The following is a 25,338-nucleotide window of genomic DNA, read 5'->3' as shown; positions in this document are numbered from 1 at the left end:
ATGAGCGAGAGGTGGGCGCTGGCCCCGGAACCGGAGGGGGAGGGCGCGGTCCTCGTCCCCCTCGGGCCGGACGGCGCGCCCGCTGGGGAGGCGCGCCGCGAGCCGGACCTGGTCGAGGCCGTCCGGTCCCGGCCCGGCGTCGCGCGCTGGGTGTGGCGGTCGACGGCCGAGGTGTACCCCCGGCTGCTCGCCGCCGGCGTCCGCGTCGAGCGGTGCTACGACATCGAGGACGCCGAGCAGCTGCTCCTGGGCCACGAGGGCCGGCTCGGCGAGCCCCGCTCGGCGGCCGCCGCGTGGGCCAGGATGCGGGACGCCCCGGTCCCGCCCGATCCGCCGCAGCGCACGGCCGAGCCCGGCTCCCAGGACTCCCTCTTCGAGCCGCGGCCGGTCGCGACCGTCCCCTTCGAGGGGCTCCTGGCGGTCTACGCGGAGCAGCAGCGCCGCCACGACCGGGCCGGGCACCCGGGCCGGATGCGGCTGCTCACCGCCGCCGAGTCCGCCGGGATGCTGGTGGCCGCCGAGATGCACCGGGCCGGGCTGCCCTGGCGGGCCGACGTGCACCGGGAGCTGCTGCACGAGCTGCTGGGCGAGCGGTACGCGGGCGGGGGCGAGCCGCGCCGCCTCGCGGAGCTGGCGGACGAGGTGTCGGCCGCCTTCGGCCGCCGCGTCCGGCCCGATCTGCCCGCCGACGTGGTGCGGGCCTTCGCGCAGGCCGGGATCCGGCTGCGGTCCACCCGCCGCTGGGAGCTGGAGGAGGTCGACCACCCGGCGGTGGAGCCGCTGATCGCCTACAAGAAGCTGTACCGGATCTGGACCGCGCACGGCTGGTCCTGGCTGGCGGACTGGGTGCGGGACGGCCGCTTCCGGCCGGAGTACCTGCCGGGCGGCACGGTCAGCGGCCGCTGGACGACCAACGGCGGCGGGGCGCTCCAGATCCCGAAGGTGATCCGGCGCGCGGTCGTCGCCGACGAGGGCTGGCGGCTGGTGGTCGCGGACGCCGACCAGATGGAGCCGCGGGTGCTGGCCGCGATCTCCCGCGACCCCGGTCTGATGGAGGTCGCCGGTCACCCCGACGACCTCTACACCCGGCTGTCCGACCGGGCCTTCTCCGGCGACCGCGACCACGCCAAGATCGCCCTGTTGGGCGCGGTCTACGGCCAGACCAGCGGCGACGGGCTGAAGAACCTGGCGGCGCTGCGCCGCCGCTTCCCCCGCGCGGTCGGCTATGTCGACGAGGCGGCGAAGGCCGGCGAGGAGGGCCGCCTGGTCCGCACCTGGCTGGGCCGCACCAGCCCGAGGGCGGTCGGCGCCGGTGACGACGGCGAGGCGGGTCTCCCCCAGGAGGGGCCCGAACAGCCCGTCGCCGAGGAGGGCTTCACCCCCGGCTACGCCTCGGGGAACGCCCGGGCGCGCGGCCGGTTCACCCGTAACTTCGTGGTCCAGGGCAGCGCCGCCGACTGGGCCCTGCTGATGCTGGCGGCCCTGCGCCGCTCCCTCTCGGCCGCCGGGATGCGGGCCGAGCTGGTCTTCTTCCAGCACGACGAGGTGATCGTGCACTGCCCGGCGGAGGAGGCCGGGGCGGTGACGGAGGCGATCCGGGCGGCGGGCGACGAGGCGGGCCGGATCGCCTTCGGCGAGACGCCGGTCCGCTTCCCGTTCACGACGGCGACGGTGGAGCGGTACGCGGACGCCAAGTAGCGTCCGCGTACCGCCCTTTCCCCCGTGGTACCGGCCTACTTGGCCGGGATCTTCGCCCACTTCGGGTCGAGGGCGATCGTCTTGAGCTGCTCCATGGTGAGCGCGGGCTCGGCCCGGGTGGCGGCCTCGTGCTGGGCGCCGGTGTTGAAGGCGGAGACGACGACGCGGAAGCCGGCCCTGGTCATCGTGTCGGCGGTCCACCAGACGACGCCCTCGCCACCCTTCTCGCCGGGCTGCTGAGTGAGCTTGACCCTGCGGCCGTCGGGCAGGGTGGTGACGTCGCCGGAGCCGAAGAGGTCGCCGGAGGCGCCGCCCATGCCGTACTGGACGTTGACCTGGACGAGGCTCTTGCCCTTGCCGTCGTCGACGACGACGAAGGCGAACTCGCCCTCGCCGCCCTTGTCGGCGACCGTGAGCCCCTTCGGCAGCAGGGCCCGCAGGGTGTTCTGCACGCCGTTGCCGGCGATCCGCGGCGGCGCCTTGGGCGCCTTGCCGGGCTGGGCGGGCGCGGTGGGCAGCGGCGGGATCTGCCGGAGCAGCGGCCGCCACGCCTCGGCGGCGACGAGCTTCTTGAGCTGGGTGGCGGTGAAGGGCGGGTCCTCCCGGGTGATCGTGCCGCCCTTCTCGATGGGCGCGTTGTACTCGCTCGCGTCGACCAGGAAGCCGTCCTTGGTGAGCAGCACGGCCCGCCAGCTCTTGGTCTCCTCGCGCTTGTCCGGGTACTCGTAGCCCTCGATGACCATCACCCGGGAGCCGTCCGCGATCCGGCCCTCGACGCAGCGGTCGTAGGGGACGTACGCCTGCTCGGGGCAGGTCACCATGTCGAGGCCGGCGTCCGGACCGCGTCCGGCGCGGGAGAGGGAGATGCCGACGGCGGCCTCGCCCCGGCCGTCGTCGTAGACGCCGCCGAGGGCCTGGCCGGTGCCGTCGAGGCCGTCGAACCGCCACTGGCCGGCCGGGGTGTTGGCCTTGAGGACGTCCGCGATCTGGGAGAGGGGGATCTCCGCCATGCCCGGCTTCAGCGAGTCGGAGGCGGGTTCCCCGGTCGACCCGGGGGTCGGCGTGGCGGTCGGCGCGGGGGTCCTGGGGGCCGCCACGGACGCCTTCTCGGCGGACTTTCCGGGGGTGAGGACGGAGCCGGCGTACACGCCGCCGATGCCGATGCCGGCGAGCGCGAGGGCGCCTCCGGTGACGGCGAGCCGGCGGCGCAGCAGCCGGCGGCGGCCGCGGGCGAGCCCGCCGGAGACCAGTTCGGGCCGGCCGTCGAGGCCGAAGCTCTCTCCGGTGCTGCGGAGCGCGGAGCCGAGTTCGTCGGCGAACCCGCCCTCGGGGTCGTGGTGTTCGTGCTGGGACATGACGAGATCACCGTCTCTGCTCGAAAGGGGTGAAAGAAGGAAAGCGGTCCGGCGGCCGGGTCAGCGGGTGGCGAACTCGCCGATGCTGCCGCCGAGTCGCTGCCGCAGCTTGCCGAGCGCCCGGGTGCAGCGGGTGCGGACGGCCGCGGAGCTGGTGTGCAGGGCGTCGGCGGTCTCCTCGACGCTGCGGTCCTCCCAGTAGCGCAGCACCACGACCGCCCGGTCCTTCGGGGGCAGTGCGGCGAGCGCGTCGAGGAGGGCGATCCGCAGCAGCGGGTCGGTGCCGTCGTCCGGGGTGTGGTCGGGCAGTTCGCCCAGCGGGCGCTCGGTGGCGGAGCGCCGGCGCTGGTGGCTGAGGAACGTCCGGACGAGCACGGTCTGGGCGTACGCGGCGGGGTTGCCGATCCGGGCGACCCGCCCCCAGAGGGCGTACATCTTGCCCAGCGTCTCCTGGGTGAGGTCCTCGGCGAGGTGGACGTCCCCGCTGGTCAGCAGGCAGGCCGAGCGGAACAGCTGACCCGTGCGTGCCGAGGCGAACTCCAGGAACTCGTCCGCGCGGGACGTTCTCATGCCCCTCCTCTCCGTTGCGGTCGCGTGTGGTGACGTGCGGTCGCCCTGAGCGAGCGGCGGGCTCGCCCGGGTGGCGTCACACCCCTTCGACGCGGCGGGGCCGGGGAAATGTTTCATCGAACCCGCTCTCGAACGCATCCAAAGAAGCGGAATCGGGTAATCCTTTTGGTATGAACACTCTCAGCGCAGAGATCCTGGCCGCTGGGGTCTGGCAGTCAGGTCTGGGACAAGTACTCGGCGGCCTCGTTCTCGTCGCCATCCTGATCGGGGCCTTCTGGTTCGGTTACCGGGTCCGCACCCGCGAGCCGCGCCCACCCGAGCCCGAAGAGCAGCCGCACCGCCCGGACACCGGCGCGATCCCCGGCGAGATGTCGGAGTACCGCCGGGGCACCGAGATGCCGCACACCGACGGCGAGCACCGGCTCATGCCGTACCAGCTGAAGGACGGCGGCGGCACCGAGACCTCGCCCACGCCACCGAGCGAGGAGAAGCGCAAGTGGGGCGGGATCTCCAGCGGTGGCTTCGGCAGCGGAGGCACCGGACACGGCGACTGACGTGCACACCGTCCCGCGCGCCCGGCTGCGGGCGATGGCCCTCGGACTGCTCGGCTCCGCCCCCGAGGCGGACCGGGCCGTCCGGACCACGGAGCGCGCCCTCGCCTCGTACGGCCCCGGTCCCCGCGCCCGCCGGGGACCCGGGCCCGTCCCCGATCCCGGCCCGCCCCCGGAGGCCGTCCTGGCGCGGGTCTGTCTCGGCCGGCTCCGGGCCCGCGAGGCCCGCCGAACCGACCCGTGGGACCCCTGGTCGGACGCCCCCGGCCCCTCGCCCGGCCTGACCCCGGCGGAGCGGCTCGTCCTCGTCCTCCACGACCTCTTCGACGTCCCGTACGAGACCCTCGGCCTCGTCCTGGAACGCGCCCCCGCGGCCGTCCGCCAGATCGGCGCCCGCGCGCGGGCCAGGGCCCGGGGCACCGAGGAGATGCCCCCGTCCGATCCGGCCCGCCTCCGCACGGCCGTGGACGCGGTCCTCGCCGCCGCCCGCGAGGGCGACCCGGCGGCCCTGCTCGCCCTGCTCGACCCGGACGCCGGCCAGCGCGCCGACCCCGGCGCCGTGCGCGGCGGGGTCCGCCCCGGCCACGGCGCCCCGGCCGTCGCCCGCGACCTCGGCGCCCGCGCGGCGATCGCCCGCCCGGTCCTGGTGGACGGCACCCCGGGCCTGGTCGCCGCCCCGGACGCGGTCTACGTCTTCACGGCCCCGGCCGGCCCGATCACCTCGATCGACGTCCTGGCCGACCCGCCCCACGTCTCCCGCCGGGCGATCGCCACGCCGTAGGAACGGCCCGGGACCGGACGCCCGGCACCGGCCCCGGGCCTCGGCGCCCGCCCGGGCCCCCGCCCCGCTTCCTCAGTCCCGCCCGTCGGCACTCGTCCCGGCCCGCCCGGCGATGTGCCCGGGTACGGCCGCGGCCAGCTCCGCCGGCAGCGCGGGGTCGGGCACCGGTACGCCGAAGGTGGTCACCACCGGCAGCACCCCGGCCCACAGCCCGAGCTCCGCGTCCTCGGAGTCCCCGTCGTCCGGCGGCCCGCTCCGCGTCTTCACGGACGCCTCGGTGAGGTCCAGCGCCAGCAGCGAGGTGGCCGCCAGCTCCTTGCGGCTCGGCCGGCGCACGTACTCCCACTGCCCCGGGCTGCTCTGCTCGGTCAGCGCCCGCAGCCCCCGCAGCTTCTCCTCCGGGTCGGTCACCAGCTCGGGCACGCCGTAGACCATCGCGCACCGGTAGTTCACCCCGTGCTCGAACACCGACCGCGCGAGCACCAGCCCGTCCACGTGCGTCACGGTCACGCAGACCGTGGTGTCCGGCGCCCGCACCAGACTCCGGCTGGCCACCGACCCGTGCACGTACAGCCGGTCCCCCTCGACCCCGTACGCCGTCGGCACCACCATCGGCACCCCGTCCACGGTCACCCCGAGGTGGCACAGCCATCCGGCCGCCAGCACCGCGTCGAGATCCGCCCGACGGTGCGACCCCTTCTCCCGCATCCGCCGCAACCGAGTCCGCTCGGTCACCTCGATCTCGTCCCGACCCATGCTTCCCCCAACTTCTCGAAACCTGTGGGGACATCATGCAACCCCGGCCGGCCGGAACGAGCGGGGCTACCGCCGGTCGCCCGCGCCGACCCCCGCCACCAAGGCGTGCGCCCGGGTCGCCGTGTGGGTGAGGCTGACCAGCCAGGAGCGGACGCCGGCCGCCTCCGCGAGGGCCGCCGCGCGGCCGAGCAGGACGAGGGAGGGCCGGCCGTCGGGGGCCCGCCGCACCTCGATCTCGGTGAGGGCCGCGCCGGAGAGGCCGGTCCCCAGGGCCTTCAGCACCGCCTCCTTCGCCGCGAACCGGACCGCGTACCGCTCCGCCGGGTCGTCGAGGACATCGCAGTAGGCGCGCTCCGCCTCGGTGAACGCCTTGGTCCGAAAGCGTGGTTGCCGGGCCAGGGCGGCCCGCATGTCGGCCACGTCCACCAGGTCCGTCCCGACGCACAACACCCGTCTCCCGACCAGGTCTTGCGTCCACTCCGCGTGGGGCACCACTCGCGATCCGTCTCCTTGCCGCACGACCGCCCTCAGGCTAGGGTGCCTGCCGCCACCCGACACAGCACCACAGTAGCGAGAGGTCCCCGCGATGAGTGTGCGGTTCACGATCGAGGCCAACCCCGCACCTGCGAGCAGCGCCCGTCGCGCCGAGATCCTCCAGGACCCCCGGTTCGGTCAGTACTTCACCGACCACATGGCCCGCGTCGTCTGGACGAAGGACGGCGGCTGGCGGGACGCGGCCGTCGTGCCGTTCGCCCCCATCCCGATGCACCCGGCCGCCGCCGTCCTGCACTACGCCCAGGAGATCTTCGAGGGCATGAAGGCCTACCGGCACGCGGACGGTTCGGTGTGGACCTTCCGGCCCGAGGCCAACGCCGAGCGCTTCAACCGCTCCGCCCGCCGGCTCGCCCTGCCGGAGCTGCCCGTCGACGTCTTCCTCGAATCCGTCACCCAACTGGTGCGCGCCGACCGCGACTGGGTGCCGGACCAGGGCGAACAGAGCCTCTACCTGAGGCCGTTCATGTTCGCCTCCGAGGCGTTCCTCGGCGTGCGGCCCGCGGCCGAGGTGACGTACATGGTCATCGCCTCGCCGGTCGGCCCGTACTTCTCCGGCGGCGTGAAGCCCGTCTCCATCTGGCTCTCCGACCAGTACACCCGGGCCGGGCGCGGCGGCACCGGGGCGGCGAAGTGCGGCGGCAACTACGCGGCCAGCCTCGCGCCCATGCTGGAGGCCGGCGAGCACGGCTGCGACCAGGTCTGCTTCCTGGACGCCACCGAGGGGCGGTACGTCGAGGAACTCGGCGGCATGAACCTGTACTTCGTCACCCGCGACGGCCGTCTCGTCACCCCCGAGCTCGGCACCATCCTGGAGGGCGTCACCCGGGCCTCCATCCTCACCCTCGCCAAGGAGCTCGGCCTCGACGTCGAGGAGCGGCAGGTCGACATCCGCGAGTGGCAGGAGGGCGCCCGCACCGGCGAGATCCGCGAGGTGTTCGCCTGCGGCACCGGCGCCGTCGTCACCCCCGTCGGCCGTCTCGTCTGGGAGGGCGGCGAGGTGACCGCCCCGGACACCGCCGCCGAGGACTCGGTCACCATGCGGCTGCGCCGCCGGCTGGTGGACATCCAGTTCGGGCGCGCCGAGGACCCGCACGGCTGGATGCGGCGCCTCGTCTGAGCGGGCACGCCCCCGGCGGCCGGGTCCGGTCGGACCCGGCCCGGTCAGGCCGGGGCGGTGAGCAGGCCGAGGCCCACCGCATCGTTCGGGCAGGCCCCTCCGCAGTCGTCGCCGGTCTGGGTCCGCCCCTCCGTCACCGGCAGACAGGCGTCCGCCAGGTCCGCCGCGGTCAGCGCCCGCCCCTTGCCGACGCCCCGCCCCACGGCGAGCGCCACCACCCCGGCCGCGTAGGCCGTCGCCCCGGACGTCCCGCTGGAGACCAGCCAGCCGTCGTCCGGGGCGGTGTCGTCGTAGGCGCTGTTGCGGCGGTCGAACATGCATCCCGGCTGGGTCGGGAACACCACGTAGTCGCCGTGCGGCAGCATGCCGCACGGCCCGGACAGGTCGGGGACCCGGCGGCCCGGGAAGACGTCCGAGCGGTAGCTGGACGCCAGGTCCGCCGCGCGCCTGCGGCCGTCCGGCGTCACGTGGACGCCGCCGACGGTGATCGCGCCCGGCGTCGCCACGGACTGGAACATGGCGGTGCGCCGGTCCGTGGAGCCGTTCCCGGCGGCGAACAGGACCGTGATCCCGCGCCGGACCGCGTCGGCGACCTCCAGGTGGAGGTGCGGTTCGGCGCGCAGGGTGCCCCAGCTGCACGAGATGACGTCCGGGGCCAGCTCCACCGCCCGCTGGAAGGCCGCCACCGGGAAGGAGAAGCTCTCGCAGGCCATCTTGACCATGGTGAGCTCGACCGCCGGGGCGACCGCGAGCAGCAGGGCGGACATGGCGGTGCCGTGGCCGCGCTCGTCCACGGCGGGATCGAGGGCGGACAGCGCGGGGACCACCGAGGTGCGGTAGCCGTGGGCGCGGTGGTGCGGGTGGTCGTACAGGCCGGTGTCGACCATCACCACCCGGACGCCGTCGCCGCGGTTCCCGGCCTCGTGCGCCGGCCCCGCGCCCGCGAGCCGCACCGCGTCCTCGGGCAGGCGCAGCCGGCGGGGGTCGCGGGGCAGCGGCGGGACGGCCCGGGGCGGCGGCGGGGCGGCCAGCTCGAAGCCCGCCCGGGGCACCCGTACCTCCGCGACCAGATCGGGGTGCGGCCTGGAGCGGAGCGGGCCCGCGGCGGCGAACTCGTGGCGGACGGTCTCCCGGATGTACTTGTTCCGCACCGGCCGCACCGGGTGGCCGAAGACCTCCGCGAGCAGGTCCGGGGGGCCCGAGACGGTGAGCCCCACCTCGGTGCGGGCCTCCACGGCGAGGCCCTCGCGGGCGTACGCGTCGGCCAGCCGGTCCACGGTGCCGGGGGCCGGGAGGAACGCCTCCACCCCGTGCCGCAGGAGCAGCGCGGGGTCGTCGCCGAGCGTCGGTCCGCCCGCCGAGCGGGGCACGACCGTCACCACCCCGCACCGCTCGAAGCGGGCCCTCTCCGCCTCGCTCACCGCGCGACCGTCCTGTCTCCCGCCGCGTCCGCGGCCTCCCGCAGCCGGGCGCGGTCGAGCTTCCCGCTCGCCGTCAGGCCCACGTCCCCGTCGGCCGGGAACTCGATCGTGGCCGGCAGCATGTAGTCGGGCAGCCGCAGCGCCAGCTCCCGGCGCAGCTCCTCCTCGCGGCGGGCCGTGTCGCCGTCCGACGCGCCCAGGACGAAGAGGGTGATCGCCCGGCCGGTGAGCGGGTGCTCGACCGGCACCGCGCAGCAGTCCGTCACCCCGGCCGCGGCCAGGGTCGCGGCCTCGACCTCGGAGAGGTGGACGAGGTTGCCGTTGATCTTCAGGGCGTCGTCGCGGCGGCCCAGGAAGACCAGCTCCCCGTCTTCGGGACGCTGCCGCACGTAGTCGCCCGAGCGGTAGTACCGCCGCCCCGAGCCGGCCGGGAGCTCGACGACGGAGCGGGCGGTGCGCTCCGGCTCGCCGCAGTAACCGACCATCACCTGCGGCCCTCCGATGAGCAGTTCACCGGTCTGCCCGTCGGGCACCGGCCGCAGCCCGTCGTCCACGACGAGGACGTCGACGGCGGGCAGGGGACGGCCGATGGGCAGGAACTCCCCGCCGTCCGCGCCCGGGGCGTCGGTGAGGAAGAGCGTGGCGCTGTGGGTGGTCTCGGTGGGCCCGTACCCGTGGACGTACCGCAGTCCCGGCACGAGGGCGGAGAACGCCTCCAGGACGGAGACCGGGCACGACTCGCCGCCGAACCAGAGCCGGCGCAGCGAGCCGAGGTCGCGCCGCCCGGCGTCGCTGAACCGGCCGACGAGCATCCGGATCACCGACGGCACCAGCAGCGTGTCGGTGATGCGCCACTCCTCGATCGCGCGGGTGACCTGGCTGGGCATGCGCAGCCGGGGCAGCAGGTGGACGGTGCCGCCGACCAGGAACGTCGACCACAGGTCCACGACGGAGGCGTCGAAGAAGAGCGGCGCCACGTTGAGGAAGCGCATGCCGTCCTCGAAGCCGACGGTCTCCTGCACCCCGGTCAGCAGGGCGCACATCGACCGGTGGCTGATCACGACGCCTTTGGGCGAGCCGGTCGAGCCGGAGGTGAAGACGACGTACGCGTGGTCCTCGGGGCTCCGGCCGGCCACCCCGGCCGGCCGGGGCTCGGCCTCGGCCGACGGGTCCCAGCCGAGGCCGTCGTCCACCGGGTCCGCGCCGACCACGACCACCTTCCCGGCCGGCGCGCCGTCGAGCAGCTCGCGGTGGGCGGGCCCGACCACCGTGACCGTGGGCGCGCACTTCCCGAGCAGCAGCCCGATCCGGGCCGCCGGCAGCGACTCGTCCAGCGGCACGTAGCGGGCGCCGAGGCGCAGCGCGGCCCACATGACGGCCACCGAGGCGGCCGACTTGTCCGTCAGCAGGGCGACGGTCCCGCCCCGGCCGACGCCGAGCCCGGCCAGCAGGTCCGTGAGGGCCTGGACGCGCCGGGCGAGGGACCGGTACGACACCTGCTCGCCGGTGCCCAGGTCCACGACGGCGATGTCCGTGCTGTCCCGCCGCCGTTCCAGCAGTTCGTCGGCGAGCGTGACGTTCATCGGTCCTCCGTGTGCGTCCCGGAGAGCCGGCGGCGGATCGCCTCCAGCAGTTCCGGGAAGGTGTCCATCTGCTGGTCGTACGAGCCGAAGTGCCCCATGCCGTCCATGGCGTGGAAGGTGCTCCCCGTCAGTTCGTGGAGCTCCTCCGCGACGTCGAAGGGCACCCAGGGGTCGTCCTTCGAGTGGAACTGCTCGATGAACGACTGGTGGGCGCGGACGGCGTCCCAGTCCCACGGGGTGTCGAAGAAGCCGCTGCGCCGCTCCAGTTCGAACCCGCAGTCGTGGTGGTGGCCGGCCACGGCGAAGGTGCCGAGGAGCGGCGCCTTCTCGGCGTACCGGAAGGCGGCCAGCGCGCCGGACGAGTGACCGACGATGACGGTCCGCTCGTCCGGGCGGACGACGTCGCTGAGGTAGGGCAGCCAGTAGCGCATCCGGCCCTTGATGGGGTCGGGGAAGGTCTCGGCCACCACCTCGACGCCGAGGGCCTCCAGTTCCCGCTTGAGGTAGGGGAACCAGATGCCCTCGACGCTCGCTCCGGCGTTCCCGTGGATCAGCACCACGCGCACGTCCGAACGGATCTCAGACAGGGGACACCTCGTCTTCGAGCAGTTCCTCCAGGAGTCCGGCGAGGGAGCCCAGGGTCGCGAAGTTCTCCGTCGTCAGCAGCTCGGGTTCGAGCTCGATGTCGTAGAACGTCTCGAAGGCCAGCGTCAGTTCGATCATCTGGGTCGAGTTGAGCGACAGGCCGCCGTTGAACAGCGGAGTGTCCGAGTCGAGTTCGACCCGCTGCCCGGGGAAGATCTGGGCGATCACCCCGCGGAGGTCCTCCTCGATCACCTTCTGGGTCTTGCGGTCGTCCACCGGTGCCTCAGCTCCCCTCGGTCTTCGTGGAGCCGGCCTCCTGCGCCGTCTCCTCCGCCGACTTCGGGCGCGTCTGGAGGAAGAGCGGGGTGCGCGGGATGTTCTGCGCGTCCTGGTGGAACGGGTTGCGCTTGTTCTTCAGGGAGAGGTACATGGTGCGCCGGGCGCGGGCCTTCTCCTCGTCCGAGTAGAAGAGGAAGGCGATGTTGCCGGCGTTCTCCCGGCCGACCTCGGTGAGGGTCAGGTCCTCGTCGGTCTCGACGGCGTAGCCGCCCTCGACCAGCCAGTCGACCTCGCGGCGGTACTTCTCGAAGTTGGCGACGTCGGCCTTGCGGACGGTGCCGAAGACCGGGAAGAAGACCATGACCCGGTTCTCGACCTCGTCCTCGGAGCAGATGCGGCCCTGCTCGATCGGGATGATGCCTTCCTCGACCTCCCGCATCCACCGGTCGACGTCGGTGTGGTTGCGGTAGCTGCGCTCGCCCATGTAGTTCTCGGCGGCCGGACCGATGCCGAGGGTGTAGCTGGCGCGGTAGCCGTTGCCGCCGCAGGCGTGGTTGAGGCCGATCTCGCCCGCGTCGTCGAGGTGGGTGAAGAAGTTGATCAGGAGCTGCTTGTCGTAGCCGTACCCGGCCAGGCCCTCCTTGATCTGCCGGTACTGCTCGCGCTCGATGGCCCCCGACGGCTTGACGTCGGCGACCTTGCCCGCCCTGATCTGCTGGTCGAGGCGGGTGCCCTCCCACTGGTTGAAGCGGTACGTCTGCACGAAGCTGGGGCGCAGCTCGCCGCAGATGCCGGCCAGGTCCTTGGCGAGGACCTCGTCGTCCTGCCCCGGCAGGTTGTACATGAGGTCCAGGGCGAAGGTGCGGATGCCGGCCTTGCGGATGTTCTCGGCGGTCTGGTGGACCTGCTCGACGGTGGCCTTGATGGTGAGCTTCTTGCGGATCTCCGGGTCGAGCGTCTGCACGCCGAAGGAGATGCGGGTGATGCCGAGGGACTTCAGCATCTCGATGTAGCCGTCCTTGGAGAGGCCGAGCGGGCTGCCCTCCAGGGAGATGCCGTCGACCTCGCTGAGGTCGAACTCGCGGTGGACGGCCTCCAGGATGGCGGCCATCGACTCCTGCTCCAGCGCGGAGGGCGTGCCGCCGCCGAACTGGACGTACTTGATCTTGGTGCCCTGGAAGTACTTCGACCGGGCGTTGCGCTGGATCTCCTTGACCATCGCCTGGACGAAACGCTTCTGCCGCTCGCCCTGGTACTTCGCCGCCGACTCCTTGAAGCAGGCGCAGAAGTTGCAGAAGGCCTCGCAGAACGGGATGTGGAAGTAGAGCAGGATGTCCGTCTGCTCCGGGTGCGACTGGCGGTCCAGGAAGGAGAAGTACTCCGCCTTCTTGCCCTCGGAGTCGAGGGCGTCCTGGAAGGCGCAGATCTTGGGGTAGAACCAGGTGACGTTGGTGCGCTTCTCCGGGCTCTCGAACTCGTCCTTCAGGTAGAAGTTCGAGTCGAGGCCCAGCATGAAGGGGTTCTCGACGTGGGTCGTCATGACCTAGGCTCCCGCTCTTGGGGTCAGGAAGGCTGGCTGGAGGGCTCGGCGGAAGCCTCGGTGGGCTCGCCCTTGGTGCCCCGGCTCTCGTGGATGACCGGGTACTTGTTGCTCATCTCGCCGTTGATCTCGATCCACTGGAACTTGTCTTCCGGCAGGTCGACGTCCGCCCAGATCGCCTCGGGCGGACACTCGGAGACGCACGCGTTGCAGTCGATGCATTCCTCGGGGTTGATGTAGAGCATGTCGGGACCCTCGTGGAAACAGCTCACGGGGCAGACGTCCACACAGTCCGTGTACTTGCAGCCCACGCATTCGTCGGTGACGACATACGCCATGGTTCTCTCCTCCCTCAGGCGTGGACGGGCGCCACTTCGGTGATCCGCCGCATCCAGCCGAACCGGTCGACGGACTCTCCCCGGTGGATCCCGGCCAGCAGGTCCCGGAAGCGCGCGGTCACCGGACCGGCCTCCTCCGAGGCGAGCCGGTACTCCTCGCCCTGGTGACCGAGGGAGACCACCGGGGCCACCCCGGCGGCCGTGCCCGTGGCGAAGCACTCGGTGACCGAGCCGTCGGCGATGCCCTTCAGGACCTCGGCGAGCTCCACCGGCCGCTCGACCACGGCGGTCCCGGCGTCCCGGGCGAGCTTCACGACGGAGTCGCGGGTGACGCCGGGCAGCACGGTGCGGTCGAGCGCGGGCGTGGTCAGCACGCCGTCGATCACGAAGAACGCGTTCAGCTCGCCGATCTGCTGGACGAAGCGGCCCTCGCCGTCGAGCCACAGCACGTGGTCGTTGCCGTAGTTGGCGGCGATCTCGGCGGGCACCACACCGGCCGCCAGCCCGCCCGCCGTGTTCAGGTCGCCGGTGCCGCCGGGCCAGGCCCGCACGTACCCGTCCAGCGTCATGGCCTTCAGCGGCCCGGACTCCGCGGCGGCCGGCACCGAGCCGAGCACGTAGAAGAGGCAGGCGCCCGCGGGCCCGGGGGTCAGCTCCGTGCCGTCCGCGGCGAGCACCGCGCGCAGTCGCAGCGAAGCGCCCGCCTCCCGCGGCAGCCAGCCCTCGTCCAGCTCGACCATCGCCCGGACCGAGCTCCACACCCGGTCGAAGTCGACCTGCGGCATCGCGAGCCGGCGGGCCCCGTTGTTCAGCCGCTTGATGTGGCTGTCCGGACGGAAGACGGCGACCGAGCCGTCCGCGAGCCGGTACGCGGCGAACTCGTCGACGACGGTCTGCCCGGCGAGTACGGCGCCGGCCGTGGGCCGCAGCGGCGGGATGCCGTCCCGGTCCGCCACGGTCAGTCCCTGCCAGCTGCGCCGCTTGCCGGTCCGCATGAAGAACGCGTGGTCGGTGAGGACGGCCCCGGCCGACCCGTCCGCCTCGGCCCGCGGCCTCGGGGTGGTCGTGGGGGTGACGGTCAGTTCGTTGCTCATGCGGGGGCACCCTTCTTGTCCTGGTGGCCGGCGTCCTCGACGCCGACCCTCACCTCTGCGAGGACCGAGGCGACGAGGCGCTCGACCCGGTCGAGGTCGCCCTCGAAGTGGATACGGGCGACGCGGTTGCGGAAGATGTCGCCCGGGTCCAGCACCGCTCCCGGCTCCTCCTCCGGCAGGAGGCCGCGGAACTCGGCCGCCTCCGTGAAGGCGTCGATGCCGTGGAGCGTTCCCGTGAAGGTGCCGGACCGGTCGGTCGTGACGAACGCGAGACCCGCGCTCACCGGCGACAGCGCGCCGGGATCGTGGGACAGCCCTCGCGCGGCGTCCGCCGTGGCGGCGCACAGGTCCACGCCGGGGCCGGCGAGCACCAGCTCGGGGATGTTGTCCCCGGCGAGCCGGGCCCCGACCTCGATCAGGACCGGGCCGCGGCCGCGGACGATCCGGGTCTCGATGTGGAACGGCCCCACCGTGAGGTCGAAGGCGGCCACCACCTGGCGGGCGAACCGCTCCAGGACCTCGCCGTGCGGCGAGCACTCCGGCGCGGTGGCGATGTGGCCCATCTCGAAGAAGTCCGGCGGGGCGGAGAGGAACTTGCTGGTGACGCTCGCCAGGTGCGGCCCGTCGGCGTCGACCCAGCCGTCGAGGGAGAACTCGGGGCCCTCCACGTACTCCTCGACGACGGCGGTCCGGCGCGGGTTCGGATGGAACTTCACCTCCTCACCCGGGTCGTGGACGACCGCGCGGGCCCGCGCGTACTCCTCCTCGTCGCGGCAGAGGCTCACCATCAGGCTGCCGCCGCAGTCGACGGGCTTGACCACGACCGGGAAGGGCAGCGGGCAGGGGCCGGCCTCGTCGGGGCCGACGGCGATCGAGCGCGGGTGGGCGACGCCGCGCTCCTCGCACCGGCGGCGCATGACGTCCTTCTGCCGCACGGCCTCGGCCGCCGGGGCGTCGAGCGCGGGCAGCCCGAGGGTGCGGGCCAGCTCGGCGGCCTCCGGCACCGCGTACTCGAAGCCCGCGATCACCCCGCTGGGCGCGGTGCCGGTCTCCGCGACGGCCTTCTCGACCAGGCGGAGCAGCCCGGCCACCCCCGCGTCGGGGTGCCAGTCGACGACGGTGGCGCCGGCGCGCACCTCGGGCGGCAGCAGTTCGGGGAACTGGGTGGGGACGAGACAGGGGACTCCGGCGGCCACCATCCGGGCGGTGAGCCGAACCCCCGCCGACAGGGGCTGGACGACGATCAGCATGCGCGTACGCTCCCCGCCCCGCGGCCTTCGCCGGGGTTCCGGCCGATGTGCAGCGTGAAGATCATCGGCACCGGGCCGAAGTTCTCGATCAGCCGGAGCCCCTCCGCAGCGGCGGCGGGCCCGGTGGTCACGCAGGCGTCGTACTCCCCGGCCGCGCACAGCGCCGCGGCGCGCGAGTTGCTGCTGGCCAGCGTGATCTCGCCGCGCTCCGCGACCAGGCTGCTGGGGGCCGGGTGGCTGACGATCGTGGACACGGAGGTGCGGTCCGGGCGACCGGCCAGCACCATGTCGTGGGTGTCGAGGATGAAGCTGTCGGCCATCTCCAGCCGGTGCAGGTTCTGGAAGACGAGGTCGTGCAGCCGGGGGTAGACGGCACAGGCGAGGATGGCCTCGGTGCTGTCGAAGGCCATGGCGTCGAGGCCGTCCTCCACCTCGGCGTGGAGCACCACCTCGCCGGCGATCCCGCGCTCCGCGAGCCAGTGGTGGGCGGCCTTCTCCAGGTTGGTGCCCGCGGGCCCCAGGGTGTGGATGACCGTGACTCTGGACAGGGCGTCCTCCCGGTCGCCCTTCGAGCCGACGTGTTCGTCGTTCATGCGCGTCGTTCCCCGTTCTCGTCGGCCCGCGGGACGGGCCACAGCCAGCCGTGCGCGTCGGACGCGCGTCCGTGCTGGACGTCCAGCAGGCCGCCGCGCAGAGCCGTGGTCATCGGTCCCTCTCCCCCGTCGCCCACCGTCAGGTCCTCGGCGCCGATGCCGAGCCGGCCCACCGGGACCACGACGCCGGCCGTGCCGCAGGCGAACACCTCGGCCAGCCGGCCCGAGCGCAGGCCGTCCCGGACGGCGTCGATCGTGGTGTGCTCCTCGGCGGCCGCGATCCCGCGGTCCCGGGCCAGGGTCAGCAGCGAGTCGCGGGTCAGGCCCCGGACGATGGTCCCGTCGCACGGCGGGGTGGTCAGCCGGGAGCCCTCCGCGTCGCGCCAGACGAGGAAGAGGTTCATGGTGCTGAGCTCCTCGATCCGGCTCCGTTCCAGCCCGTCGAGCCACAGCACCTCGTCGTACCCGGCGGCCTGCGCCTCGGTGCGGGTGAGCAGGCCGGCCGCGTAGTTGCCGGCGCACTTGGACTCTCCGGTGCCACCGCGCACGGCGCGTACCGTCTCGGTCGCGGTGGTCACCGACAGCGGCCGGAAGTCGGCGCCGAAGCAGGGGTCCGCCGGGTAGGCGAGGATCACGCAGCGGTAGCGCCTGGAGGGCCGGAGCCCGAGGTCCGCCTCCGTGGCGATGAGGAGCGGCCGCAGGTACAGGCTCTGCCCGTACCCGCCCGGCACCCACGCCGCGTCGGCCGCGACCAGCTCGGCGCACGCCCGTACGAACAGCTCGGGGGGCATCTCGGCCATCGCGAGCCTGGCGGCGGACCGGGCGAGGCGGACTCCGTGGTCCTCGGGACGGAAGAGGCGCACCGAACCGTCCTCGGCCCGGAACGCCTTCAGGCCCTCGAACACCGCCTGCCCGTAGTGGAGTCCGAGCGTGGCCGGGTTCATCGTCAGGTCGGACCGGGGTTCGATCCGCGGCTGCGACCAGCCGGTGTCCGCGTCCCAGTCGACGACGGCGGTGTGCGGGGTGGAGTGACGGCAGAAGCCCGGATCCTTGAGGATCGCCGCGAGCTCCGGCGTGCTGCGGGACTCAGACATGGACTTCGGCACCCCACAGGGCGAGCGGGGCCAGCGGCCCGCCGTAGCGGTCGGGCTTGGCCTCCGGGCGGCGGAGCAGCGTCCCGAAGAGGAAGTCCACGGCCTCCGCCTTGTAGGCCGCGTCGTCCTCGTTGCGCTCGATCTCCTCGATCAGGCCGACGAGTTCGCGCACGGACTCCACGATCTCGGCCTTCGAACCCAGCGACCGACGCCCCTGCGCGTCCTGGGTGAACAGCCCCTTCGCGGCGAGCCAGGTGCCCAGGGCGAAGCCGGTGCCGGCGTCGAAGTTGCGCAGCGGCTCGGGCTGCGCCGGGTAGCGGAAGAGGCGTTCCAGGATGACGTACTCGAACACGAGGGGACCGTGCGGCACCTGCTCCTCGAAGCAGGCGATCGCCGACTTCATGTCGACCTTGAGCTCTTCCAGGAGCCCGGGCCGCCACGTCGTCTTGATGGCCAGGTGCTCGTCGAGGGGGCGCGGCCCGGTGTGGTGGAAGTAGTCGTGCATGTACCCCCAGACACAGCGCGCCTGGTAGGTGGTCTCGGGGTCCACGTCCGCCGAGACGAGTGCCGTCTCGCCGGCGAAGGGCGAGCCCGGTCCGCACAGCCGCTCCGTGATCGCCAGGGTCTGGGCGTAGATCTCGGTGTGCCGGTTGAAGAAGAACCAGGCGAAGTTCTGGTCGGTACATCGCGTGGCGGCCGGGATGTTCTCCGGGAAGAAGACCACGCAGTTGCCCTCGCGCAGGCCGCGGGAGGCGGACAGCAGCCGGGTGGACTGGAAGACGGCCTTGGGGTGCGGGTAGTCCGCCTGGAGCCGGGGCGTGCTCTCCGGGTCCTCGCGGACCACCGAGAACGCCTCGATGTGGACGTCGTGCCGGTCGCTGTTGGGGAGCGTCACCGGCCCCACGTAGGCGGCGGCCTCGCCGTCCTCGGGGGCGGGCACCGCGTCACGGGTGGCGTCGAAGTGCGGGACGCCCTCGCAGCCCGTCTCCCGCCACGCTCTCAACTCCGCGCAGGTGGCGGCGATCTGGGTGTCGGGCATCAGGCCCCGCAGCCCCTCGACGGCCGTGATGACGGCGTCGACGGCGCGGCGGACCTCCTCGTCGGTGACGGCCGGCGCGCCGCCGTCCGCGCGGCCGGCGGCCTGACGTCCGGTGCGCAGCTCGCGCAGCGAGTCGACCGCGGGCACGACGTGCCGCTCGAACTCCAGAAGTGTGGCAACGGTACGCGCCCGCACAGTCCCCCCGTTCGGTAACCCTCGGCCGCCTCCCGCGGGGACGAACCCACGGTCAACGCCTCGCCCGAGGCATTCGATTGGGAAAGCTAGTCTCGTACTCCCGCGCAGACAAGGGGTGTTCGGATGTCGACACTCCCGGCGTGTCGATCACCGCTCTCCGGAGCGGCCGACGGGGCCCGCGGACCAACTGCCGCCCGCAGCCGAGTGCTTATACTCTGGCACTGCCCTGCGGGTGAGACCCTCGCCCGGCCTTACGGAACACGGACGCGGGACGCGTTCCGCCTCCGGCAGACCGAGGCCGCGGAGAGCCTGTCCAACGGACTCGGTGACACGAACGACGGGGGAGCATGAGCCACGAAGCGAGCGAGAAGACGGCCGACGGGCCCGTGGGGGGCGGGGGCGGCACCACGCCGGAAGCCCCGCACGCCTACATGCCGGGCCCCCAGGTGGCGCGATTCGTCGCCGGTCGTGGACTGGCCGCGCTGGGCGACCAGTTCCTCCTGTTCGCCATTCCGCTGCTGACCTACAAACTGACCGGCAGCGCGTCGCAGACCGGCCTCATCTTCCTGGTCGAATGGCTCCCCCGGGTGCTGTTCCTGCCGGTGGCCGGGGTGTTCGCGGACCGCATCCGCAGCTACGTCCTGTACATCGGATCGGACTTCTTCCGCTCGGCCCTCGGGCTCGCCGCCTTCGCCCTGATGTTCCTGCTGCCCGACGGCCAGTTCATCACCCTGTGCGTACTCGCCGCCGGAATGTCGGTGGCCGGCGCCCAGTCGTACATCGCCCTGGAGGCCACGCTCCCCCGCTTCGTCCCCATGGACCAGATGGTCCGGGCGCAGTCGATCATCCAGGGCACGGAGCAGACCAGTGAGGTCATCGGCCCGGTCCTGGCCGCGCTGCTCGCCTCGGCGCTCCCGACGACCAGCCTCCTCGCGATCATCGGCGTGGTGTACGGCCTCACCACCCTCAACACCCTCTCCCTGCGCCGATGGTTGCGCACCGAGACGCTGACGGCCGCGGGAGCCGGGGAGCCCACCACGGTCCGCTCGGTGGCCGTCGGCATCGCCGAGGGCGTGCGGACGCTGCGGAAGCTGCCCGCGGTCCTCGGCCTGGTCGGCCTGACCATGACGGTCAACCTCATGGTCGGCGTCGGCATGGCCACCAGCGCCGCCACCACCGTGGGCTCCTTCGGCCGACCCGACGGGTACTTCGGCGCCCTGAGCACGGCGGCGGGAATCGTCGGCGTCCTGACACTCTTCGTCGTCCCGCGTCTGACGAGGTGGATGAATCCTTTCGCCGCCCTGATGACGTCCTACGGCCTCATCTGCCTGGGCGGCGTCGGAGTGGGCCTGGCGCAGACCTTCACCCAGTACGCCGTGGGCTACGCGGTGCTGCTCGGAACCGTCGGCTTCTTCAACGTCGTCATCCGTACGGAACGCGTCCGAAGGGTTCCGCGCGAGCACTTCGCGAAGACGATCGCCATCATCATCCTGCTGCACCAGCTGTCCCTGCCCGCAGCCGGACTCCTGGTCGCCCTCTTCACCCAGTCCTTCAGCCCCCAGAGCATCGTCCTGGGCTCCGTCATCGGCTCCGCCTGTGCCGTCGTCCTGCTCATTCCGCTACTCGCACGCCTGAGGACCCCACCATGCGCATCCTGATCCTGCACCGAGTCACGGACAAAATGATCCGGCACGCGGACGGAATCGACCACGCGGCCCACGACGTCACCTACGTGGGCCCCGCCGACCGGCTGGCCACCCTCCCGTCCGACCTCCGCTGCACGCGCATCGAACGGCCCGACACCGGCGACCTGACGGAAGAGGTGCTGGCCGCGGTCGAAGGGCTGCCCGCCTTCGACATGGTGCTCGCGCTCTCCGAGTTCGACCTGATCGCCGGCGCCCGGGTGCGCGCGGCCCTCGGGGTGCCCGGCGACCGGGAGGAGGACATCGCGCCCTGGCGCGACAAGGTGATCATGAAGTCGATGGTCGCCGCGGCCGGTCTGCGGGTCCCCCGCTTCCTCTCCCTGTCCGAAGCCCTCGCGGCCGGCCCCGGGGAGATCCCCTGGACCGGCGGGACGGTGCTGAAGCCGCTCGACGGCGCGGCCAGCCTGGACGTCCACGTCTACCCGACGCCGGACGAGGCCCTGGCAGCGGTCCGCGAGGGCGCGGTGGCCCCCGAGGGCACCCAGTGGGACGGCTTCGAGGTCGAGGAGTTCGTCACCGGCCCGATCGTCCACGTGGACGGCATGCTGATCGACGGCAAGCCCATGGCGATCCAGGCCAGCCGCTACGTCGGCACCTGCCTGGGCTTCGCCGAGGGCACGCCGCTGGGCTCGGTGCAGATCGAGATGACCCCGGAACTGAGCCGCTGGACCGCCGACTGCCTCGCCGCCGTCTCCCTCACCACCAGCCTCTTCCACCTGGAGGGCATCGAGACCCCGGACGGGCTGGTCTTCCTGGAGGTCGGCGCCCGCTTCGGCGGCGCGGACGTGGTGGACACCTTCGAGCTCGCCACCGGGGTGCACATGCCCTCCCGGTACCTGCAGATGGTCACCGGCGGCGTGTCCGCCGAGGACCTGACCTGGCCCGAGTCCGACGGGTCCCGCTACGGCTGGTTCTGCTGGCCGAGCCACACCCTGGGTGCCGAACGCTGCCGGATCGAGGGCGCGGACGAGTTCCGCGAGAGCCCGCTGGTGTACCGGTGGAGCCAGCGGACCGAGGACGAGTCGATCAAGACGGTGCTCAGCTACGCGGACACCGACGTCCCGATCGCCGGCGTGGTCGGCCCCGGCACCTCGGCCGAACTCACCCGCTTCCTCTCGGACGCCTTCGCCACCATACGCGTCACCCCGCTCACCCCGACGGCCCCCGCCGCCACCGAAACCACCGGCTGACCCCCCGGGGAGGCCGCCGGGCACCCGCGGCCCGGCGCCCTCCCCGGCCACCCGCCCGACCCCACGCGAACCCGGGTACAGAAAAACCCAGGTCACGAAGGACGTGACCTGGGTTTCGATCTGAGCCGCCTTCGGGATTCGAACCCGAGACCTACGCATTACGAGTGCGTTGCTCTGGCCAACTGAGCTAAGGCGGCGTGCTGCGCGACACCATGGTGGGTGCAGCAGCGTCGCCAAGTCTACACAGTTTCCGGGGGTGCTCCGACCAGGGGCGGAGCACCCGGGTCCGGGGGTCATGAGCAGCGCTTTCCCGCGGGAGGCGGGGTTCCTTCGAGGAGGTAGGTGTTGATGGCGGTGTCGACGCAGTCGCTGCCGCGGCCGTAGGCGGTGTGGCCGTCGCCCTCGTAGGTGAGGAGGGTGCCGGAGGAGAGCTGGTCCGCGAGGGCCTCGGCCCACTTGTAGGGGGTGGCGGGGTCGCGGGTGGTGCCGACGACGAGGATCGGTGCGGCGCCTTCGGCGGTGATGCGGTGCGGGCGGCCGGTGGCCGGGGAGGGCCAGTAGGTGCAGTTCAGGGCCGCCCAGGCGAGGCCCGTGCCGAAGACCGGGGACGCCTCGTCGAAGGACGGGGCGGCCCGCCGCGCGGCGGCCGGGTCCCGGTAGGCGGGGGGCAGGTCGAGGCAGTTCACGGCGGCGTTGGCGAACATCAGGTTCGCGTACGAGCCGTCCGGCTCCCGCTCGTAGTAGCTGTCGGCGAGCGCCAGCAGCGCCGAGCCCTCGCCGCCGATCGCCCGGGTCAGGGCCTCCCGCAGCTGCGGCCAGGCGCCCTCGTCGTACATGGCCGCGATGACGCCGGTGGTCGCCAGCGACTCGCCGAGCGCGCGGTCCTCGCCGGTGGGGACGGGCTCGGCGTCCGTGGCGCGGAAGAAGGACTTCAGGGCCTCCCCGGCCGCCTCGGGCGAGCCGGTGCCGAGCGGGCAGTCGGGCCGGGTGACGCAGTCGGCGGCGAAGGCCCGGAAGGCGGTCTCGAAGCCGGCCGTCTGGTCCCGGTTGAGGTCGAGCGCCGAGAGGGAGGGGTCCATCGCCCCGTCGAGGACGAGCCGGCCGACCCGGCCGGGGAACAGCTCGGCGTAGGTCGCGCCGAGGAAGGTGCCGTACGAGGCGCCGACGTAGTGCAGCTTCCGGTCGCCCAGGACCGCCCGCAGGATGTCCATGTCGCGGGCGGTCTCCACCGTGGAGACGTGCGGCAGGACCGCGCCGGTGCGCTTGCGGCACCCCGCCGCGAACCGCTTGAAGGAGGCGGCCAGCGCGTTGACCTCCGCCGTGTCGTCCGGGGTCTGGTCGACCTGGGTGTACGCGTCCATCTCCGGGCCCGTCAGGCAGTCGACCGGCTCGCTGCGGCCGACCCCGCGCGGGTCGACGGCCACCATGTCGTAGCGGGCCCGCACCGGTTCGGGGTAGCCGATGCCCGCGTACCCCTGGAGGTAGTCGACGGCCGAGCCGCCGGGGCCGCCCGGGTTCACCAGGAGCGAGCCGATCCGCTCGCCGGGCCCGCTCGCCCGCACCCGGGACACGGCGAGCCGCACCTCGGGCCCGTCCGGCTTCGCGTAGTCCAGCGGGGCCCGCAGCGTCGCGCACTGGAAGCCGCTGACGCCGCACTCCCGCCAGGCCGGCTTCTGCTCGTAGTACTTCCGCAGCGCCTCCGGGGAGGGCGACGGCGAGGCGACCGGCCGCGCCGATCCGGACCCCGGGCCCACGGGGGCGGCCGCGTCGCTCCCGCCCGTGCAGCCGGAGAGGATCAGCCCGGCGGCGGCGAGCGCCGTGGCGGAGATGCGGAGGAGACGCCTGGAGTCCATGCCCGGAGCGTATCCGGACGGGTACGCAACGTGTCCAATCGCGGAGCGGGGGCTTCCGGTGCCGGCCGGGTGGTCGGTCGCGCAGGGTGGTCAGTCGCGCAGGGCCATCGTCATCGCCTCCACCGCGAGCAGCGGCGCCACGTTGCGCTCCAGGGCCTCGCGGCAGGCGAGGACGGCCTCGACCCGGCGCAGGGTCCGCTCCGGGGTGGTGTCGCGGGCGATCCGCTCCACCGCGTCCCGCACGTCCTCGTTGGCCAGCGCCGAGCGGGTGCCCAGCTGGAGGGTGAGCACGTCCCGGTAGAAGCCGGTCAGGTCGGTGAGGGCGAGGTCCAGGCTGTCGAGCTGGGTCCGCCGGCCGCGGCGCTTCTGCTTGTCCTCCAGCTCCTTCATCAGCCCGGCGGTGCCGCGCGGCATCCGGCCGCCCTGGACGGCGCCGAGCGCCGCCTTCAACTCCTCGGTCTCCTTGGTGTCGACCTCCTCGGCGACCTGCTTCGCGTCCTCCGCCGCCGCGTCCACCAGCTCCTGGGCGGCCTTGAGGCAGCCGCCGATGTCCGCCACCCGCAGCGGCAGCTTGAGGACAACGGCGCGGCGGGCGCGGGCCCGCTCGTCCGTGGCGAGCCGCCGGGCCCGGTCGACGTGCCCCTGGGTGGCGCGGGCCGCCGCGTGGGCGGCCTCCGGCTCGATGCCGTCGCGCCGGATCAGCACGTCGGCCACGGCCTCGACCGGCGGCGTACGCAGGGTCAGGTGGCGGCAGCGGGAGCGGATGGTCGGCAGGACGTCCTCGACAGAGGGGGCGCAGAGCAGCCAGACGGTGCGCGGGGCGGGCTCCTCGACGGCCTTGAGCACGGCGTTGGCCGACTTCTCGTTGAGCCGCTCGGCGTCGGTGACGAGGATGACCTGCCACCGGCCGTTGGCCGGGGAGGTGAAGGACTTGCGGACGGTGTCGCGCATGTCCTTGACGAGGATCTCGGTGCCGACGGCGGAGACCGTGGTGACGTCGGCGTGGGTGCCGACGAGGACGGTGTGGCACCCGGTGCAGAAGCCGCAGCCCGGCACCCCGCCGAGCGCCCGGTCGGGGCTGACGCACTGGAGGGCGGCGGCGAAGGCCCGCGCCGCGTCGACCCGGCCCGCGCCGGGCGGTCCGGTGAAGAGCCAGGCGTGGGTCATCTTCGACGCCTCGGGGTCGGGCTCGCCCGCGGCCTGGGCGGTGACGAGCGCGTCGGCGTCCCGGGCGGCGGCGGCGAGCTGCTCCTCGACCCGCTGCTGCCCGACCAGGTCGTCCCATACGGCCATGTCTGCCCCTCCTGAAGGTACGCCCTCCATTGTGGGGCAGCCGACTGACAACCCGGTCCGGCCCGCACCCACTGCAGGACCTCACCGCCCCGCATCGGACGGGACCGCCACCGTCCCGGACCGGGCCGCCCGGGGAGGGAGCCGGGTCGTCCGGTGCGTGCGATCGGCGTGCGGCCGGGGCGTCCTCGTAGCGGCGCTACTCGGGCGTTTCGGCCGTGCGGCGAGCGTGCGTGCCGGACGGCCCGGACCCGACGGGAATGGTCGGACAGGCCCTAGCGGCGGCGGCCGCGTCCGTCCCCGTCCTCGTCGCCTTCGTATCCGCCGAACAGCTCGTCCGCGAGGGTCGGCAGGTCGTCCAGCGGGGTCTCCTCGGCCCAGTCCGAGCGGCGGCGCGGCCGGCCCGCCTCGTCGAGCTGCGGCAGCTCGCGGGTGACGTCGTTCGAACCGGCCCCGCCGGCCTCCGGCTCGTCCCGCTCCTCCCGGAAGAAGTCCCGCGGCACCCGGTCCACCGGATCGGCCCGCCGCGCGTCCGTCACCGGCGGCAGCACGGCGGTCTCGTCCACGGCGGTGTCCCGCACCGGCGGCAGCACGGCGGTCTCGTCGGCGGCGCGGTCGGTGACCTGCGGTAGGACCGCCGTCTCGGCCTCGGGGCGGCGCGGGTCGTCCGGGCGGACGACCGGCGTCGGCACGGTGACCTCGTTCGGCGAGACGGTCGGGGCGGCACCCGCCCCCGGAGCCGTACCGGAGTCCTTGCCGAGGTTCACGACCGGCGTCTGGACCGTGACCTCGCTCGCCGACTCCTCGGCGGCCCTCCGCTCGGCGGCGGCGCGGCGTTCCGCTTCCGCCCGCTCCGCCGCGGCCCGCTCGGCGGCGGCCTTGCTCGCGGCCTCGGCGGCGGCCTCGGC

General features: G+C 73.5%; 23 protein-coding genes, 1 tRNA gene and 1 pseudogene. 6 read left to right on the top strand and 19 right to left on the bottom strand.

From position 1 onward, the window contains the following. Complete coding sequence (locus tag IE321_RS16580) at positions 1-1,698, top strand: bifunctional 3'-5' exonuclease/DNA polymerase (RefSeq protein ID WP_190223459.1); 1,698 nt, start codon at positions 1-3, stop codon at positions 1,696-1,698. A gap of 35 nt (positions 1,699-1,733) precedes the next feature. On the opposite strand, the gene IE321_RS16575 is transcribed toward IE321_RS16580, so the two are convergent. Together IE321_RS16575 and IE321_RS16570 are read right to left on the bottom strand one after the other, a co-directional pair. Then, a complete protein-coding gene (locus IE321_RS16575; RefSeq protein ID WP_190223458.1) occupies positions 1,734-3,053 on the bottom strand; it encodes a hypothetical protein in 1,320 nt (439 codons plus the stop codon). Between the two features lie 60 nt (positions 3,054-3,113). Then, positions 3,114-3,623: a SigE family RNA polymerase sigma factor gene (locus IE321_RS16570; protein WP_043221056.1), complete on the bottom strand. Its 510-nt coding sequence runs from the start codon at positions 3,621-3,623 to the stop codon at positions 3,114-3,116. Positions 3,624-3,793: 170 nt separating this feature from the next. Here IE321_RS16570 and IE321_RS16565 point away from each other — a divergent pair, with 170 nt between their 5' ends. Then, complete coding sequence (locus IE321_RS16565; protein ID WP_043221058.1) at positions 3,794-4,177, top strand: DUF6479 family protein; 384 nt, start codon at positions 3,794-3,796, stop codon at positions 4,175-4,177. A gap of 1 nt (position 4,178) precedes the next feature. Next, entirely contained in the window at positions 4,179-4,955 is a 777-nt protein-coding gene (locus IE321_RS16560; RefSeq protein WP_229916420.1) for a sigma-70 family RNA polymerase sigma factor family protein, read from the top strand. 72 nt (positions 4,956-5,027) lie between these two features. Here the strand turns inward: IE321_RS16560 and IE321_RS16555 are convergent, their stop codons facing one another. Further along, positions 5,028-5,711: a pyridoxamine 5'-phosphate oxidase family protein gene (locus IE321_RS16555; RefSeq protein ID WP_043221061.1), complete on the bottom strand. Its 684-nt coding sequence runs from the start codon at positions 5,709-5,711 to the stop codon at positions 5,028-5,030. Positions 5,712-5,777: 66 nt separating this feature from the next. After that, a complete protein-coding gene (gene acpS / locus IE321_RS16550) occupies positions 5,778-6,161 on the bottom strand; it encodes a holo-ACP synthase (RefSeq protein ID WP_226652200.1) in 384 nt (127 codons plus the stop codon). Between the two features lie 136 nt (positions 6,162-6,297). Here acpS and IE321_RS16545 point away from each other — a divergent pair, with 136 nt between their 5' ends. After that, a complete protein-coding gene (locus IE321_RS16545) occupies positions 6,298-7,383 on the top strand; it encodes a branched-chain amino acid aminotransferase (protein ID WP_190223455.1) in 1,086 nt (361 codons plus the stop codon). A gap of 44 nt (positions 7,384-7,427) precedes the next feature. Here the strand turns inward: IE321_RS16545 and IE321_RS16540 are convergent, their stop codons facing one another. The 11 genes from IE321_RS16540 to IE321_RS16490 are packed head-to-tail and all read right to left on the bottom strand — an operon-like array spanning position 7,428 to position 18,394. Beyond that, entirely contained in the window at positions 7,428-8,804 is a 1,377-nt protein-coding gene (locus IE321_RS16540; protein WP_190223454.1) for a S8 family serine peptidase, read from the bottom strand. Continuing rightward, positions 8,801-10,387 carry an amino acid adenylation domain-containing protein gene (locus tag IE321_RS16535; RefSeq protein WP_190223453.1) on the bottom strand — a complete coding sequence of 529 codons (1,587 nt, stop codon included), beginning with the start codon at positions 10,385-10,387 and terminating at the stop codon, positions 8,801-8,803. Before IE321_RS16535 ends, IE321_RS16540 begins: the two co-directional genes overlap by 4 nt. Next, a complete protein-coding gene (locus IE321_RS16530) occupies positions 10,384-10,953 on the bottom strand; it encodes an RBBP9/YdeN family alpha/beta hydrolase (RefSeq protein ID WP_043221072.1) in 570 nt (189 codons plus the stop codon). Before IE321_RS16530 ends, IE321_RS16535 begins: the two co-directional genes overlap by 4 nt. A 13-nt stretch (positions 10,954-10,966) precedes the next feature. Beyond that, positions 10,967-11,248, bottom strand: coding sequence for an acyl carrier protein (locus IE321_RS16525; protein ID WP_043221075.1), 282 nt, complete (start codon positions 11,246-11,248; stop codon positions 10,967-10,969). Between the two features lie 7 nt (positions 11,249-11,255). After that, a complete protein-coding gene (locus IE321_RS16520; RefSeq protein ID WP_043221077.1) occupies positions 11,256-12,791 on the bottom strand; it encodes a coproporphyrinogen-III oxidase family protein in 1,536 nt (511 codons plus the stop codon). A gap of 23 nt (positions 12,792-12,814) precedes the next feature. After that, positions 12,815-13,129, bottom strand: coding sequence for a 4Fe-4S dicluster domain-containing protein (locus tag IE321_RS16515; protein ID WP_043221079.1), 315 nt, complete (start codon positions 13,127-13,129; stop codon positions 12,815-12,817). A gap of 14 nt (positions 13,130-13,143) precedes the next feature. Next, positions 13,144-14,223 (bottom strand): aminotransferase class IV, encoded by a 1,080-nt coding sequence (locus IE321_RS16510; protein ID WP_190223452.1) that lies wholly within the window; start codon positions 14,221-14,223, stop codon positions 13,144-13,146. Then, complete coding sequence (locus IE321_RS16505) at positions 14,220-15,473, bottom strand: ATP-grasp domain-containing protein (protein ID WP_190223451.1); 1,254 nt, start codon at positions 15,471-15,473, stop codon at positions 14,220-14,222. Before IE321_RS16505 ends, IE321_RS16510 begins: the two co-directional genes overlap by 4 nt. Then, entirely contained in the window at positions 15,467-16,066 is a 600-nt protein-coding gene (locus IE321_RS16500) for a type 2 periplasmic-binding domain-containing protein (RefSeq protein WP_043221085.1), read from the bottom strand. The genes IE321_RS16505 and IE321_RS16500 overlap by 7 nt, the downstream gene beginning before the upstream one ends. Continuing rightward, positions 16,063-17,160, bottom strand: coding sequence for a branched-chain amino acid aminotransferase (locus tag IE321_RS16495; RefSeq protein ID WP_190223450.1), 1,098 nt, complete (start codon positions 17,158-17,160; stop codon positions 16,063-16,065). The genes IE321_RS16500 and IE321_RS16495 overlap by 4 nt, the downstream gene beginning before the upstream one ends. Continuing rightward, positions 17,153-18,394 (bottom strand): DUF6421 family protein, encoded by a 1,242-nt coding sequence (locus IE321_RS16490; protein WP_190223449.1) that lies wholly within the window; start codon positions 18,392-18,394, stop codon positions 17,153-17,155. The genes IE321_RS16495 and IE321_RS16490 overlap by 8 nt, the downstream gene beginning before the upstream one ends. Positions 18,395-18,741: 347 nt before the next feature. Here IE321_RS16490 and IE321_RS16485 point away from each other — a divergent pair, with 347 nt between their 5' ends. Both IE321_RS16485 and IE321_RS16480 read left to right on the top strand, forming a co-directional pair. Next, positions 18,742-20,052, top strand: coding sequence for an MFS transporter (locus tag IE321_RS16485; protein ID WP_226652122.1), 1,311 nt, complete (start codon positions 18,742-18,744; stop codon positions 20,050-20,052). Next, on the top strand, positions 20,040-21,287 hold the full coding sequence (locus tag IE321_RS16480; RefSeq protein WP_226652123.1) for an ATP-grasp domain-containing protein: 1,248 nt from the start codon (positions 20,040-20,042) through the stop codon (positions 21,285-21,287). Before IE321_RS16485 ends, IE321_RS16480 begins: the two co-directional genes overlap by 13 nt. 123 nt (positions 21,288-21,410) lie before the next feature. Here IE321_RS16480 and IE321_RS16475 read toward each other — a convergent pair. The 4 genes and pseudogenes from IE321_RS16475 to IE321_RS16460 form a co-directional block, all read right to left on the bottom strand. Then, positions 21,411-21,484: transfer RNA gene (locus IE321_RS16475), tRNA-Thr, on the bottom strand. A 96-nt stretch (positions 21,485-21,580) separates the two neighbouring features. After that, positions 21,581-23,140 (bottom strand): alpha/beta hydrolase, encoded by a 1,560-nt coding sequence (locus IE321_RS16470; RefSeq protein ID WP_190223448.1) that lies wholly within the window; start codon positions 23,138-23,140, stop codon positions 21,581-21,583. A 90-nt stretch (positions 23,141-23,230) separates the two neighbouring features. Next, complete coding sequence (locus IE321_RS16465; RefSeq protein WP_043221095.1) at positions 23,231-24,433, bottom strand: DNA polymerase III subunit delta'; 1,203 nt, start codon at positions 24,431-24,433, stop codon at positions 23,231-23,233. A 272-nt stretch (positions 24,434-24,705) separates the two neighbouring features. After that, positions 24,706-25,338 (bottom strand): annotated as a pseudogene (locus tag IE321_RS16460) (dTMP kinase); the annotation flags it as partial.

The organism is Streptomyces hydrogenans (assembly GCF_014656075.1).
GTDB classification, from domain to species: domain Bacteria; phylum Actinomycetota; class Actinomycetes; order Streptomycetales; family Streptomycetaceae; genus Streptomyces; species Streptomyces hydrogenans.
This window is presented reverse-complemented; position numbering and strand designations above follow the sequence as displayed.